General features: G+C 44.4%; 11 protein-coding genes. 1 reads left to right on the plus strand and 10 read right to left on the minus strand.

The window, feature by feature from the left end; all coding sequences use genetic code 11:
- Position 1: 1 nt before the first annotated feature.
- The 10 genes from L3V43_RS19645 to metA all read right to left on the minus strand — a co-directional run bounded on the left by L3V43_RS19645 (position 2) and on the right by metA (position 14,579).
- Positions 2-1,195: a biotin/lipoyl-binding protein gene (locus L3V43_RS19645; protein ID WP_233525214.1), complete on the minus strand. Its 1,194-nt coding sequence runs from the start codon at positions 1,193-1,195 to the stop codon at positions 2-4.
- A gap of 324 nt (positions 1,196-1,519) precedes the next feature.
- Entirely contained in the window at positions 1,520-1,747 is a 228-nt protein-coding gene (locus tag L3V43_RS19650; RefSeq protein ID WP_010604090.1) for a DUF1496 domain-containing protein, read from the minus strand.
- Between the two features lie 318 nt (positions 1,748-2,065).
- A complete protein-coding gene (locus tag L3V43_RS19655) occupies positions 2,066-3,166 on the minus strand; it encodes a hypothetical protein (protein ID WP_102056408.1) in 1,101 nt (366 codons plus the stop codon).
- 64 nt (positions 3,167-3,230) lie between these two features.
- A complete protein-coding gene (locus L3V43_RS19660; RefSeq protein WP_102056407.1) occupies positions 3,231-4,034 on the minus strand; it encodes an MBL fold metallo-hydrolase in 804 nt (267 codons plus the stop codon).
- A gap of 76 nt (positions 4,035-4,110) precedes the next feature.
- The gene (hrpB, locus tag L3V43_RS19665; RefSeq protein ID WP_237117236.1) at positions 4,111-6,621 is read right to left on the minus strand and encodes an ATP-dependent helicase HrpB; all 2,511 of its coding nucleotides are present in this window, start codon (positions 6,619-6,621) and stop codon (positions 4,111-4,113) included.
- Between the two features lie 76 nt (positions 6,622-6,697).
- Positions 6,698-8,566, minus strand: coding sequence for a GGDEF domain-containing protein (locus L3V43_RS19670; RefSeq protein WP_102056405.1), 1,869 nt, complete (start codon positions 8,564-8,566; stop codon positions 6,698-6,700).
- On the minus strand, positions 8,566-9,450 hold the full coding sequence (locus L3V43_RS19675; RefSeq protein ID WP_102056404.1) for a hypothetical protein: 885 nt from the start codon (positions 9,448-9,450) through the stop codon (positions 8,566-8,568). Before L3V43_RS19675 ends, L3V43_RS19670 begins: the two co-directional genes overlap by 1 nt.
- A gap of 475 nt (positions 9,451-9,925) precedes the next feature.
- Positions 9,926-12,553 (minus strand): methionine synthase, encoded by a 2,628-nt coding sequence (gene metH / locus L3V43_RS19680; RefSeq protein ID WP_102056403.1) that lies wholly within the window; start codon positions 12,551-12,553, stop codon positions 9,926-9,928.
- 9 nt (positions 12,554-12,562) lie between these two features.
- Positions 12,563-13,642: a homocysteine S-methyltransferase family protein gene (locus tag L3V43_RS19685; protein WP_010604097.1), complete on the minus strand. Its 1,080-nt coding sequence runs from the start codon at positions 13,640-13,642 to the stop codon at positions 12,563-12,565.
- Complete coding sequence (gene metA / locus L3V43_RS19690; protein WP_102056401.1) at positions 13,632-14,579, minus strand: homoserine O-succinyltransferase; 948 nt, start codon at positions 14,577-14,579, stop codon at positions 13,632-13,634. Before metA ends, L3V43_RS19685 begins: the two co-directional genes overlap by 11 nt.
- Before the next feature lie 177 nt (positions 14,580-14,756).
- Here metA and L3V43_RS19695 point away from each other — a divergent pair, with 177 nt between their 5' ends.
- Positions 14,757-15,647: a DMT family transporter gene (locus tag L3V43_RS19695; protein ID WP_102056400.1), complete on the plus strand. Its 891-nt coding sequence runs from the start codon at positions 14,757-14,759 to the stop codon at positions 15,645-15,647.
- Positions 15,648-15,796 lie beyond the last annotated feature (149 nt).

Consider the following 15,796-nt stretch of genomic DNA (forward strand, 5'->3'; position numbering starts at 1 on the left):
TTTACCGATTGAGTGATTTAATTGTTATTTTTTCTAGGTGCTGGTAGTCAGACATTTCTGACACCACCACTTGCTCACCGGATACACCGCCTTCGAGTACTTCTATGGCATTGCCGGCTAGTTTACCAAACTTGAAACTTTTTTTGATAAGCATGTTGTTTTGTTTATCTAAAACAAATAATTGACTCTGAGATTGTGGAGTTGCACGCGGTGGCTTAATAAGTGAAAGTGCGGCGGTCTTTTTTGCTGTAAAAATTTGCCCTTCAACAGTCAAAAGTGGGCGAGCATTGCTTGGCAGCTCCCCAAGCAATGCCAGCTCTATCGCAATACGCCCGTCTTGTACGATGGGCACAATGCGGCTAACCTTTGCCTCAACCTGACCAACAAAGGTGTCTACTACTGCTCGTTGACCTAAGATAATCTCGCTTGCTTCTCGCTCTGGCACCAGTAAGTCGGCTACCAAAGTTCGCTCACTGCCCACCACAGCTAGCGCCTGCCCGCGTGTAATTGCTTGACCTTGACTAACATGTACTTGCTGCAACATGCCGCTGATCCCCGCAGTGACTTGTAATTGCTCCACCGCCTGAAGCGCGACCTGATAGCTCAGCTCATATTCTTTTAATAGTTCTAGTTCAATCTCAATTCTTTGCTTGTGTAATGCACTGGTTTGGCTAAGTTGCAGCTGAGCGAGCTTTACTCGCTCGCTTAACTGAGCAACAGTTAAGCTTGAGCGCTGATGATCTAAGCTTGAAACTATGCCTTGAGTAACTAATTGGCGCTCAGCCTGTTCTCGCAATTTGGCATTTTCAAGCTCACTGCTGAGTAGGGTATTTTGTCCTTTCAATACTAGTCGCTCACTTTCTTGGCTTAGCCTTAACGCTTCAACATTGGCCTTTTGCCTAGCGAGTACTAGTCTTTCTCGGTGGAGTTGCTGAGTTAACTCAGGATTGGTTAACTGTAAAATAACGGTGTCTGGCTCTACCCTACTGCCTGGAAGATGCAGTATGGTTTCAACTTGAGCTGCAAATGCGGTCGTGATCTCTCTACTGATCTTTGAGCGTAACCTTCCATAGCCTTTAACACTAAATTCTATTGGCCCGGATTGAATAGAGGCAAACTTGAGTGTTTCTACATCTAGCTGGTGCTTGTCCGGTAAGAACAACATACCAAAGAGTATAATTAGGGTGACAGTCACAATTAATCGCCACCTAAAAGCCTTGACAGGTGGTTTTGTCAGAGTCGTTTTAATATCCATCGCTTCACTGTATTAATTTTTTATACGTAAAAGCGACATCCATGCCAAAGTTAAGCAATTGATTTATTGTGTTTTTTGATTTTTTGTTTGTGTTTCTTTCCCAACAGTGGGACTGTGGCAGAGCTTTTCTGGGAATTTTTGAAGTAAATAATGAATTGGAAGTCTAGAAAGTAACTCTTAGTTACGCTTTAACTTGGTCATAGTTAGAGGTGTATAACCGATGTAAGCTACACACCTATGATAGGTCGCGAAGTTTACAGCAAACTAGAGTGTCTTCCAGACCAAGATATTGTCCCCACGTCTAACACAACGCTGCACGACATCGCCGATATAGTGTTTTGCGCCTTCAGAGAATTGTTTATCTGCGTAGTAGCAAAACTTTGTTGAGTCGTAAGTTTTTGCTTGTTTGTTATTTACTTCAACATTATTCGCTTCAGCAGCAATTGAAAAAACAGGTGCTAATAGCAAAACTGAAAAAATATATTTTATCATTTTAATTTCCTTTTTATTCAGCCCACAAAGCCTATGGGGTGTTTCATTTACATGTTAAGACGGGTATATCAACCGCAACAGCCAAGCTCTTATTACATTTCAACCTGCTCAGAAATTACCTAAAACAACTTAAAAGCAATAAAAACTGACTAATTTTAAATCGTACCTATTTCAATTCCAATGTCAATTATTTAACACCGACCACCGAATTCTAAAACTCTATAGAAGTCTTTAAGAATGATGCTAATCATATTAACACTGGCCCTATTGAACTATATTTTATGTCTATATACGTGGAGGTATTCTTAGACTCTAATACTATAATCGCCAAATCGCTTTAAAGGTTTTGCTCGCCAAATAGAAAAATAACAGCGGCATCAATACTAACTTCAGTAGCAAAAGCGATACCACGTTTAAGAAGTCGATAAAGAGTGACTCAGCAGCGTCGAGCATATCGTTAATACCACTAGAAACGGCTTTAATTGCTCGACTTAACGTCCCCTCATTACTACCGTGTAGCTGCTCATTGAGCCTTTCTATTTGTTGTTGATGTTGATCTTTCTCTCTATTAATAAGTGCAATTTGAGTATCAATTTTAGCCTTATCACTAGCCAATCGTTGTTGCTTTTCAATCAGTGGCTTAGCCTCTTCACTTTTGGTAAATGTTAGCCACTCGGATAAACTACGGTTTGCTTGAGCCGCTTCAATATCACCTTCCAGCGCGGTAATTTCAGCATGTAGCTCGGTAGCTTCACCATGAAGACGGATCTGTTGTTTTGTCAATAACGCTATTTGTTCACTATGGCTTTGCTTTTGACCGGTGATTTGGGCCTTTATTTTTGCACTTTGCGCACTGGTCTTTGTTGCTTGAGATTGGAAGAGATCAACACTGCTCGACACAACTTCACTTTGTTTATTTATTTCTTGGTCCAGTAAGAGTTGGCTAGTGAGACCTGTCGATAGAATTACAAAGGGAACCACAAAACGGATCAATAGCATCGTGGCTAATATTTTAGTTCTAACCGTTTGCCAAAGCCCTAGATAGCAGCACACGAAATATCCAATTACCGTGACAGTAAAAGCGACACTAAACAATACATGAGTAGAAATGGTGTAGAGAATTCGTTGTATAAACAAAGAGCCAATGGCTAGTTGCATCACATCAGAAATGTATTCAGCTAAATCATTGATAGGATCGAGTAGCTGCGCAGGCTGAATGCTTGCAACACCAATCCCAACCTCGGCAGATTGCAACAAAGAAATAGCGCCATTTACTGTACGTGCTGAAGCATAGACGAGTGAAGATTGTAGCAGCGCTCCATCAATGAACTCCGTCATGGTGAGATTGAAAGCTGATGACCAACTTAATACCACCAAGATAGTAAGTAATACAAATTTACCTATTTTAGCCCAGACCATCTACATACACACCTAGAATGCTAAAGGTTTAGTATTGATGAACAAAGCTTAACTAAAACTGATCTTACTTGTGATTTTCTGGATAATTGGCTACCACAGATAATGTCCGCTTTACAAATGTATTCAGCGCCCGCTCTGGAAGAAAGGGTTGTCGCCCTTCAAGATTAAACTGTGATAATAAGCGCTTAATCTCCTCATCGTTCTTTATTTGCTCAACCGACTTACCCGCTTGATTCAAAATCTTCACCCGCTCAACCAAAGCGAATGTTTGAATTCTATGTTCTTCGAGTTCTCTTTTCGATGTAGGTTTGCCATGACCTGGCACAATCAACGTATTTTGATCGCCAATCGATAAAAGTAAGTCTACCGCTTTATTAAAACCCGTTAAGCCCCCAGCATAAAATGTTGGATGCCAGTTTGTGGTGTAAATGTCCCCGGTGAATAAAATATTGCTCGTGGGGTGATAGAGAATGTTGTCATTGGCGGTATGTGAAACGGCTTGAGTATGCTTTATCACCCCAAGCTCCTTTAACCCTTGTGGGCTGTCAATAAGTGTAAAACCCTGTTGTTGGAAAAAAGCATTACCACCAGTGTGATCCGAATGACTATGCGTATTTAGCAGGTATTTTTTCTCGGTCTGAAAGCTATTCTGTATCAAATCATTGAGCTTTGGCAAATCCGCATCTTCAGCTGTGGGGTCAATGATCACCACTCCCCTTTTCGTTGCAAAGATCCCAATGTTTGTGCCATAACTTTTATCTCTAACGACTTTTGCTGTGTCAGATTGATAAAGCACTTCAAACTCACCGCTATAAGTTGGCTGAGCAACAATTAAGCCCAATAAGATGAACCCCGTAATAGACCGCATTTCACACTCCTTTCTACATTAGACTGTTCACGTTATAGCCATTATGACTTCTTTACAAGCCTGTTGCTCCACCAGCCTACTTTCCTCTCGCTTTTATGGAGCGGCCGGGCTTTTCCTCAAGCGGTTTATCTGGCCATCGGTGTTTTGGATATCGACCACGCATTTCTTTGGCCACCTCAAAATAAGAAGTTTGCCAAAAGTTGCTTAAATCACTGGTGGTTTGGATTGGCCTTTTCGCTGGAGATAACAGCTCAAATCGCACTGCGACTTGACCATTGGCGAGCGTTGGCGACGTCAATTGACCAAACATTTCTTGTAACACCACAGAAACGGTTGGCCCTTGGTGCTCATCGTAGCGGATCGCGACTCGCTTATCGCTTGGCGTAACATAAAACTCAGGTGCTTGCGCTTCGAGTTGCTGTTGCTGCTCCCAAGTGAGTGTCGCTTGAAGCAGGTTAAAAATATCCAGTTGCTTCAGTTGTTTGATAGTGTTTACGCCCGTCAAATAGGGCAATAACCAAGTATCAAGCTGCGCTATCAAACTTGACTCAGATATCTGTGGGAAGGTATTCAATTGTTCACTTAACCATTTAGCTCGAGCGAGCCAAGCGTGACTTTTTACCGACCAATTGAGCAAACCAAGTCCTTCCGATGTGAGAATATCCTTCACACATTGGGCAAACGCTTCTTTGGGGATCTGACTCAGGTTTTGCTCTTTTAATACCAGAGCATGATATTTAACTTGTTGCCGGCCCTGAATCGCCTCTTTTTTACTATCCAGTTGATACTGCACCACCTCACTCAAATATGGCGCTAGCTGCTCAAGTAATGTGCTCTTTTCGATTGCGCAGCTTAGAAATACCAAGCCATCCTTATTTTTGCCATCCACATCACAAACAATCAAATAAGCCTGACCTTGCAGCGGATCGCCGTCACGTAATGTCACCCCCCGACCATTCGCAAGTAAGTAGCGGTTGTCCCCTAAAGGACGTTTTTGTGCAGCTCTGTCAGGAAAGGCATGGAGCAATAAAGTAGGTGCTAAGGTTTGAATATCTACAAGGGTGATTGCTTCACTCTTGAGACTAATTCCCAGTCTGTGTGCAAATGATTTGGCCAATTTTACGGCCTGCTCTGCGACAGCTCTGTGCAAGCGATATGCTTTGGCGGCACGGGTACGGTCTTGCACAAACTCTACCAATGCCAATACTCGTTCACATACATCACTTGTGTTAGCTTGTACTAAAATATCTCGCTCGCTCAATATTGCCGCCAAAAAACAAGCAAGTTGTTGCGAAATTAGCGACTCACATCGCAGTAGCATGCTGGCAAGACGAGGCGAAACCCCCAGTTGTAGTGCACGCTGCCCAGCAGTTAACACTTTATTATGCGCATCGACCAAGCCAAGCGACTGATTCAATTGACAGGCCACCGAAAAATGTTGCACCGGTGGCGATGTTAGCCAATTCGCGTCCTTGTATTGTGTCACTCCCCACGCGCTGAGCTCTAACGCTAAGTCAGAAAGGTCAGTGGTGGTTATTTCTTCTGGCTGAAAGTCACTTAAATTATTATGCTCGCTTTCGCGCCAAAGACGTAAACAATGGCCCGCTTGTAGACGACCCGCACGCCCTGCACGTTGTGTTGCTGATGCCTTTGAGATCATCACCGTATCGAGCCGCGAGAGACCGCTTCTAACGTCATAGGTTAAGCGTTTTTCAAGGCCAGAATCTATAACCATAGTGATCCCGGTTATAGTCAAACTGGTCTCAGCAATATTGGTCGAAAAAATAATACGTCTTGATGCGCTGGCGCTTTTACTGAGTACTTTCTCTTGCTCAGATAAGGGTAACCCGCCGTACAAAGGCAGAAGCTCAATATTACTTTGGTCAAGCACTTGGCACGCCTCAATGCAGCGCTGAATATCAGCCTGCCCAGGAAGAAAAACCAATACATCACCATCGCTTTGTAGAGTGAAAGCGTGACGCAGCGCACTTAATACATGCTCCGCTAAGTAACGACTCGCTTTACCGACATATTCAATTTCAACAGGATAGGTTTTACCGGGGCAAGATAACCTTGGTGCACCATCCAGATAATTCGATAAAAGCTCGGTGTCTATCGTTGCAGACATCACCAGTAATTTGAGGTCGTCGCGATACGCTTGTTGCACTTCAAACGCGAGCATTAAAGCTAGATCCGCATGAATAGAACGCTCATGGAATTCATCGAAGATAATAAGTGCAACATCACTGAGTTCGGGATCCGCTTGAAGACGGCGAGTCAATACGCCTTCGGTGACGATTTCCAAGCGGGTGTTGGATGAAACACGTTGCTCGTTTCGGATTTGATAACCGACTCGCTCACCGACCGATTCCCCCAGCTGTTTGGCTAAATAAGTCGCGATAGATTTTGCAGCCACACGACGTGGCTCAAGCATAATGATTTTTTTACCTGAAAAAATATCAGCTTGCAGTAAACGCAGCGGCACTAAGGTCGATTTACCTGCGCCGGGCTCGGCTTGTAATACCAGACGGTTATCATTGTTTAAGGTGGAAATAATCTCGGGGATGAAGGCTTCAATCGGCAGCAAAACTATAGCGCTTTATTATTCTATCTTGTTCAATATGATACACCTAAACTGGATGTCTCCAAACAGCAGAATTCGCTTAACGAGTATTACAAGCATAAATAAGATCGGATAGATTTGACCACGTTTTTAGTTTGCCTGCTTGTAAATATGAGCGTAGATTTTGCACCATGTGCTCTGCCGGACTCTGTACTTCCTCGTCTCCAGTGTGCACGCCAACCCAGGCATTACGATGAGATTCTTTCGCAAGATATAAGCCACCGTCGGCTAACTCTAACACATGTTCCCAGTTAAGCTTGTCTGGTTGTGTTGGGTCAAACGGGAATGGAGCAAAGCCAATTGAACAAGTACAGTTGATAGTTTGATCGTTCACCACAAATGGATAGCTCTCCACTTGGCGACGGATCCGTTCTGTCACTTCGTGCGCAGCCGCTCTGTCCATATCCGGCATCACCAACAAAAACTCTTCCCCACCCCAGCGCACTAATATATCTGACTCTCGTGTGCATTGTTTGAGGATTTCAGCAAAGTCTTGCAACACGATATCTCCTGCGGCATGGCCAAAACTATCATTGATATTTTTAAAGTGGTCGATATCAATAATCACAAAAATTAGATCGGCATTCTGTTGTGTTTGCGGAATTTGCCACTTTTGCCTGTACACTTCAATGGTGCCATCGATCACGCTAAAAAAATGATGCCGATTACTCAGACCGGTCAAGCTATCGGTGAAACTAAGGGTTTGTAACCGCTTATTTCGCTCTGCGAGTTCCTCAGTACGCTGCGCAACCTGACTTTCTAACAGCTTGGTGTAAAGGCGATTTTGCCAACGCCAATAAAAGACCAGCGCTAAGGTAAATACAAGCAGGACTATCAATAACCAACGCTGCTGGCTTAATCTTGCATTTTCTATCTGTTGCTGATGCGCCATAATCTGCTTTGCCTGCTGGGCATTGTCTCGCTCAAGCTCATTAAGTGCCTGCTTTTGTTGGGCAAGAGAATATTGCGCTTCTAGCTTAAGTAGTTTGTTATTACGCTTTTGCAAATTCAGTGACTGCTCGGTAACGGCATAGCGTTTTAAATAACGATGCGCTTGCTGATAGTCTCCAAGCTGAGCATAGGCTGAGGCCAGTATCCACTGCAACTGAGATTGAAAAAGTAAAAAACGTGTGCCGAGTGTATCTCTCAGCCCAGCCTGAGCTAAATCAATTGAAGTTGCAAAATCGCCACTTTGTAAAGCCACTCTGGCACGCTGCACTGCCGACATAATCCGCATTCTTTGGTTTTGAACCAAATAACCCGCATTGTCTAATTCATCTAGAATTTGCTTGGCTGGTAAATATTCCCCGAGCTGTAAATGAGCCCAAGAACGCGTCAGCTTTAACTGCGCAAGCGTCTCCTGCCGAATGCCTGAAATCTCTGGTACGAAAGAAGACTTAAGCGCTAAACGATAAGCGCCCTTATCCATATTCAAGCGCGACTGCCATAAACTGATATCGGCTTTTACCTGGGCATTATCATCAATTTGCTCAGCCAGCAATGAGGCTTTATCTAAATAGCGCTGCGCTAACTCATAGCTCTCTAAGTCAATATCAAGGTGAGCGATGGCGAGATAGGTGTTTGCCTTTAAAAATGTATTATTATCGGCTTCGGCCAACTGCAACGCTTGTTGGTGCAAGTCCAAACCATCCTCAAACTCACCAAAGTGTTGAACTATACTACCCTCTAACAGTAATGCTTTGATTTGCAACGGCTTATTACCTTGCGCACGCGCTTGCTCTCGAAGAGCTCTGATGTCCGGTAATAAAGACAAGTCATAATCTTGTTCAGCCGACATTTGTAGCGCATTTAAGTTGCGCTGTATTTGTTCCGATGATTCGTAAGCAAAACCACAAAATGTAATTAGCGCACTTACCAATATGCAAAGCGATACCACAGCTGGCTGCATTAGTCCCCCCCCACCAGCATTTCAGCGTTAGCCACCTGCCAATTCGCCACTTTTTTGTTGATAAAACCAGATTCTGTCAATGCCCGTTTGATCACGCCTCGTCGTTTAAGTATTTTTAACCCACGATTGAGTGCCGCAAATATTTGCACGCCTTCAGGATGATTTTTACTGACGACAAAATGCCGAGAGTCTGGCAAGACAACCTTAATATTTTCGATTGGGACATATTCTTTACCTTCAAAATTTAAAGTTAAAGAATCACTCACGCTAAAATTAATCAACATAGTGTCGACGACATCACTTTCTACCATTGCCAACATAGTTTCCCACGGGCCAATAAAGCTCACCATGTGTAAATCTGTATTCATCAAGGCACGCCAATCCACTTCCCATTGCGGGTTAGATACCACATTCAGCTGCCGAAGCTGTGAAAGCGGCGTTTGCTGCAGTGCGACATTACGCTTGGTGACGTAAAGCCCAGCTTCGTAATCTCCTACTTCAACAAGCGGATCTGAGATAAATAATGAGCCGCGATAGTCCACGATATTTTCATGCCAAACACTGCGAGCAAGGATTAAACTTTCCCCAGCGATCAGATCGGAAAACTCTAAAATATTCACCGAAGGTTTTGGATTAAATACAACTTTGCGCGTCTCACCACCAAGAAACAAGGCCTGCTGTAGTAACACCATTTCGATGATTTCAATATGCGAACCTTTGGTGGTTGGAAAAAAAGAATCAACGTCTAAAACGTCACGACCAGCAAGAAAGTGCTCATAACGCTGACTGAAATTTTCGCTACTGATAATGTCAACAACCAGCTGATTGCTCCCCCAACAGAGATTGGAAATAAAAAGGAGTGAAAACAGCCACTTCATCTTCATTGTTGAGTAAAGCCTTATTATTAACAGTTATTCAACTCAGTATACTTGAATTTAGCGTGCTCTGTTAACTACTAAACAACATATTCTAATGAATTTGGATTTGAAATTTATCAGCTCGCCAATAAACGTTAAAACTCACAAAGTGAAAGCAATGAAAAGCCCAGCTTAACTTAGGGCCTGTTTATCTTTCAAGTTTGTTTTTGCAGCAGTTTGATTGGTATTTATACAAGGCAGAGCCTGCGTAGCATAGTTGCTCTATGTGAGTCAGGCGATAACAAAGTAGAAATGCCAATCAAGCGCTGCCCTTTGGGTTCACCTGAGTACGCTTTGTTCATTGTTGCTCAACTTTTGCCTAGATTACTAGGCGGCAAGTCGAGCGTCGCGACCAAAACATACTCAGAAGAACAAAAATCAAACAGCAAAGGTCAACAGGCCCTAGTCTTGAATTAAGTTAAGCTAGGCTTCAATTCAGCTATTATGCCGTTTCATATCCTAAGTTAGGACCAAGCCAACGCTCCGCTTCTTCTAGCGACATCGCTTGACGCGCAGCATAGTCTTCTACTTGATCTCTTTGAATACTGGCAACGGCAAAGTACTTAGAATCTGGATGTGAGAAATACCAACCCGACACCGCTGCTCCCGGCCACATGGCGTATGAGCTAGTCAGCTTCATACCGATACGGTTTTCGACATCTAACAACTGCCAAATTTTTTGTTTCTCGGTGTGTTCAGGGCACGCTGGATACCCTGGCGCAGGACGGATCCCTTGATAGTTTTCACGGATAAGTTCTTCGTTACTTAGCGCTTCATCCGCTGCAAATCCCCAGTACACTTTACGCACTTGCTCATGTAAATATTCAGCAAATGCCTCGGCTAAGCGATCTGCGACCGCTTTAATCATGATCTTGTTGTAGTCATCTTGCTTGGCATCAAATGCATCTGCTAAGTCATCTTCTTCAAGACCACCAGTGACGGCAAATGCACCGAAATAATCAGGTGTGCCTTTAGGTGCAATATAATCCGACAAACAATAGTTAGGGAAATCGGTTTTTTCGGTTTGCTGACGCAGCTGACATGACGTAACCAAGACTTCGCTGCGCGACTCATCGGTATAAATTTCAATATCATCACCCACGCGGTTAGCAGGGAACAATCCAATCACACCCAGTGGCTGTAAAGTGCCCGCTTGTTCTAACTGATCTAACATGGCATTGGCATCATGAAACAGTTTTTGCGCCTCTTCACCAACCACTTCGTCTCGTAGAATACGTGGATATTTACCGGCCAATGACCAGGTCATAAAAAATGGCGTCCAGTCAATATAATCACGTAGCGTTTTAATGCTCACGTCTTTAAACTCGGTGATCCCCAACTTATTTGGCACCGGTGGCGTGTAGCTTTGCCAATCAAGTTTTACCGCATTATCGCGCGCACGCGCCAAAGTAACCGGTTTTGAACGTGGCTTTTTGCGCGCCTGCTGCTCCCGTACTTTGACGTATTCGTCCGCTGTTTTTGCTAAAAACTCTGGCTTTTGGGTTTTACTTAGCAGGCTAGATACCACACCAACCGCACGACTGGCGTTATTGACGTAGATCACACCTTTATCGTACTGAGGTTCAATTTTAACCGCCGTATGCGCTTTCGATGTGGTTGCACCACCAATGAGTAGAGGAATATCAAAGCCGCGACGCGTCATTTCTTTCGCAACATGCACCATTTCATCAAGGGATGGCGTAATAAGGCCAGACAGACCAATGACATCAGCGTTTTCGTCAATGGCCGTTTGCAGAATTTTCTCTGCTGGCACCATCACACCCAAGTCCACGACTTCGTAGTTGTTACATTGCAGTACCACGCCCACAATGTTTTTGCCAATGTCGTGTACATCGCCCTTAACCGTGGCCATGATCACTTTACCGTTACTAGAGCCTTCTTCTTTTTCGGCCTCAATGTAAGGGTCAAGATAGGCAACCGCGCGCTTCATCACTCGAGCAGATTTCACCACTTGAGGCAGGAACATTTTGCCCGCGCCAAACAAGTCGCCAACCACGTTCATGCCATCCATCAGTGGCCCTTCAATCACTTGAATTGGCTTATCAAACTGTTGGCGACAGGCCTCGGTATCCTCGTCGATAAACTCGGTGATCCCTTTAACTAAGGCGTGCTCCAAGCGTTTTTCAACTGGCCAAGAACGCCACTCTAAATCTTCCTGTTTTTCGGCTTGCGCCATGCCCGAGTATTTAGGCGCGATCTCAACCAATCGTTCGCCAGCACCGGCGTCGGTATTGAGGATCACATCCTCAACGGCATCACGGAGCTCTTTTGGAATATCGTCATACACGGCTAACTGACCGGCATTGACGATCCCCATATCCATGCCTGCTTTAATCGCATGGTAAAGAAACACAGAGTGGATCGCTTCACGCACCGGGTTGTTACCACGGAATGAGAAGGATACGTTAGATACACCCCCTGACACTTTACAGTGTGGCAGGTTTTGCTTAATTCTGCGCGTGCCCTCGATAAATTCTACGGCGTAGTTATCGTGTTCTTCGATACCCGTAGCGACCGCGAAAATATTAGGGTCAAAAATAATGTCTTCAGGTGGAAACCCAAGCTCGTCAACCAAGATTTTGTAAGAGCGCTGACAGATCTCAAACTTTCGTTCTGCGGTTTCCGCTTGACCAACTTCATCAAATGCCATCACCACCACAGCAGCACCAAAGCGCTTGATGATTTTGGCTTGGTGGATAAATGGTGCCTCACCCTCTTTTAAGGAGATTGAGTTTACAATGGCTTTACCTTGAATACATTTCAGACCCGCTTCAATGACTTCCCATTTAGACGAGTCGACCATGATGGGGACTTTAGAAATATCCGGCTCTGACGCTATCAGATTAAGAAACTTCACCATCGCAGCTTTTGAGTCCAACATGGCTTCATCCATGTTGATATCGATCACTTGCGCGCCGCTTTCAACCTGCTCTCTGGCAACATCCAGCGCGGTTTCGTAATCTTCTTCTAAAATTAAGCGCTTAAATTTTGCCGATCCCGTTACATTGGTACGTTCACCGACATTGGTAAATACTGCTGTTTGTGTCATGGTGAATTCCTAATTTAAGTTACAGGCTTCAAGACCTGCCAAACGCATCCGCACTTCGATGTTAGGCAAGCTACGCGGCTGGGTTTGCTCAAGGCCTCTCGCGAAGGCGCGAATATGTTCGGGCGTGGTGCCACAGCAGCCGCCAACAATATTGATAAATCCTTCATTGCCCCAATCGATAATCTCTTTTGCCATGTCATCGGCTTCTAGGTCGTATTCACCAAACTCGTTAGGAAGCCCTGCGTTTGGATGTACAGAGGTAAAGGTCTCACAAACCCGTGACAGCTCTTCTACATACTGTCTTAATAAATCTGGGCCTAGCGCGCAGTTGAGGCCAATAGAGATTGGCTTAATATGACGAATGGAGTTATAAAACGCCTCGGTGGTTTGCCCTGAAAGCGTGCGACCGGAAGCGTCGGTAATTGTGCCCGAGATCATAACAGGCAGAGTGACGCCCGCTTGCTCGAACGCTTCTTCTACACCGTAAGACGCGGCTTTGGCGTTGAGCGTATCAAAAATCGTTTCAATCAAAATAAGGTGCGCACCGCCTTCAATAAGGGCAAGCGTTGATTCGACATAGGCTGCAACCAACTTGTCAAAAGTGATATTGCGAAAACCAGGGTCGTTTACATCTGGAGAAATCGAACAGGTTTTTGACGTTGGGCCAAGTACACCTGCCACATAGCGAGGCTTGCTGGGATCTTTGGCGGTAAATTCATCACATACCGCACGTGCAAGCTTCGCCGATTCAAGATTAATCTCGCGACTTAGGCTTGCCATGTCATAATCTTCCATCGAGATGGTGGTGGCGTTAAAAGTATTGGTTTCAATGATATCTGCGCCAGCAGCTAGATAATCACGATGGATCTGTTTGATTATCTCAGGCTGCGTCAAACTTAGCAGATCGTTGTTGCCTTTGATAAGGACATGCCAATCTTTAAAGCGCTCACCACGATAGTCTTGTTCTTCTAATTTGTGCTTTTGGATCATGGTTCCCATTGCACCATCTAAGATCAGAATACGTTGCTGCATTGCTTGCTTAAGCTGCTCTGCTATTTGCTCACCGTTTACGGCTACATTATTCGGCATAATTGTTAGTCCTTACATCTTGGCTAACTAAGTTAATATCATAAGGTGTGGTTTGGTAAACATAGTAGTTTAACCAATTTGAGAATAACAAGAATGCATGGCTTTGCCATGTCTTAGATGGACGTTTGCTGGTGTCATTCTCAGGAAAATAGTTCTCAGGCTGCGGTGCGTTGGCCATTTTTTCACAGTCACGATGGTATTCTTTTTGTAGCGTATCGGCGTCGTATTCAGGGTGACCGGTAATATAGACTTGGCTGCCTGAGTGATTTTTAATTAAGTAAGCGCCCACTTTTTCAGAGCCTGCTAATACCACTAGGTCTTTACACGCATTAATTTTATCGATGTCGATGTGGCCGTAGCGTGAGTGTGGCACCAAAAACTCATCATCAAAACCACGAGTGAGCGCCCCGTGGTCAAAGTAACAGTGGTGTTTGAATACGCCGCAAAGTTTGTCATTTTTGAGCGCTCGCTTTAACCCATAATGGTGATACAAGCCAGCATGTGCGGCCCAACAGGAAAACAGGGTTGAAGTAACATGGTGCTCAGCCCAATCAAAAAATGCTTGCAATTCCTGCCAATACACCACATCGTCATATTCAAGATGCGCCAGCGGCGCGCCAGTGACGATCAAAGCATCATAGTTTTGATCTTTCACATCCGAAAAATAGCGATAAAACATATCTAGATGTTGTTCTGAGTTTTCAGAGCTGCGGTGGGTGTCTAGTCGCAACAAATCAACATTCACCTGCAAAGGGGTATTTGCCAGTAATCGGATAAATTGCACCTCAGTCTCCACCTTATTCGGCATCAAGTTTAATATCGCGAGCCGCATTGGGCGGATCTCTTGAGTTGATGCACGACTTTGTGGCATCACGAACACATTTTCATGACGCAATTGGGCAATGGCTGGGAGTTCGTCGGTGACGGTGATTGGCATGCGCTGCTCCAGACTAATCGAATGGCATTATTATGGACAAAAACTAGAAAATTTCAACCTCTAGATGTATGGACGTCTAAACATTAGTGGTAATAATTTGATTCCTTACCTCTCACTGATTATTTCAATTTATGTATACTTGCCACCATATTAATAAACACAAGAAACTTGAGATTTATGATTGGTATTGGCGAAGCAGCAGCGATTGCAGCGGCTGGGGTATGGGCTGGCTCAACCATACTGTACAAACGATTTAGCCATCACCTTAGTCCATTTGAGTTGAACGTCAGCAAAGGCGTCATCGCTTCAGCTTTGATGATCTTGTGTTTGCTCATCGCAGGTGATGCAATGTACCCGACCTTACCCTCGAGCTGGGGCTGGCTGATAGCAAGTGGGGTACTGGGCATAGCGATTGGTGACAGTGCCTACTTTGCCGCACTTAGAAATATAGGTCCTGCTCGCACTTTGGTTATTGAAAGTCTTGCACCTGCCATCGCGGGGATCTTAAACATTGTGCTCCTTGGTGTTTATCTCAGCGCATCCGCTTGGCTCGGCATTGCAGTGACAACCGTTGGCGTGATGCTGGCGATTAAGCCAAGTAGAAGCCAGCCAGTATTAGACAAAAAACATTATCTCTTGGGAGTCTGCTTTGCACTCACGGCTGCCATTTGCCAAGCTGCGGGTATGGTGCTTTCCAAAGGTGCGCTAAATAACGAAAGTATTAGTAGTTTGTGGGCGGCACTTATCCGCTTGGGATCCGGCACCCTATTTGTGGCCTTTATTGTTGTTTATTTGAAATCACAAAGCCTGTTTAAAGCACTCACACTTAAACAAATCGACGGTAAAAACTGGTTATTCATTGCAGTGTTTTTTGGCACCTTTATTGGACTGTGGCTACAGTTGATTTCCGTTAATCATACCGATCCCGCTATCGCACAAACCATCTTTGCAACGGCACCGCTCATGGTGATGACGATTGGACTACTGCGCAGAGAAGCGATTACTAAATCTATGATGTTTGGAGGCCTAATTGCTTTGGCTGGGGTATTTTTATTGCTAAAAGGATAGCCAATATCACACTTAATATGTGTGCATATTGGCCTCTATCTAATGAGTTGTATGCAACCGCCTGACCGTATCAAGTGCAATCTGGTCATACTGATAAATTTAAACATTTGGTGCTAACCAGTTGTGAAATCTCAAAAAGTAGTCTACCT

Origin of the sequence: Pseudoalteromonas sp. L23, from assembly GCF_021728455.1 — a bacterium.
GTDB lineage: Bacteria > Pseudomonadota > Gammaproteobacteria > Enterobacterales > Alteromonadaceae > Pseudoalteromonas.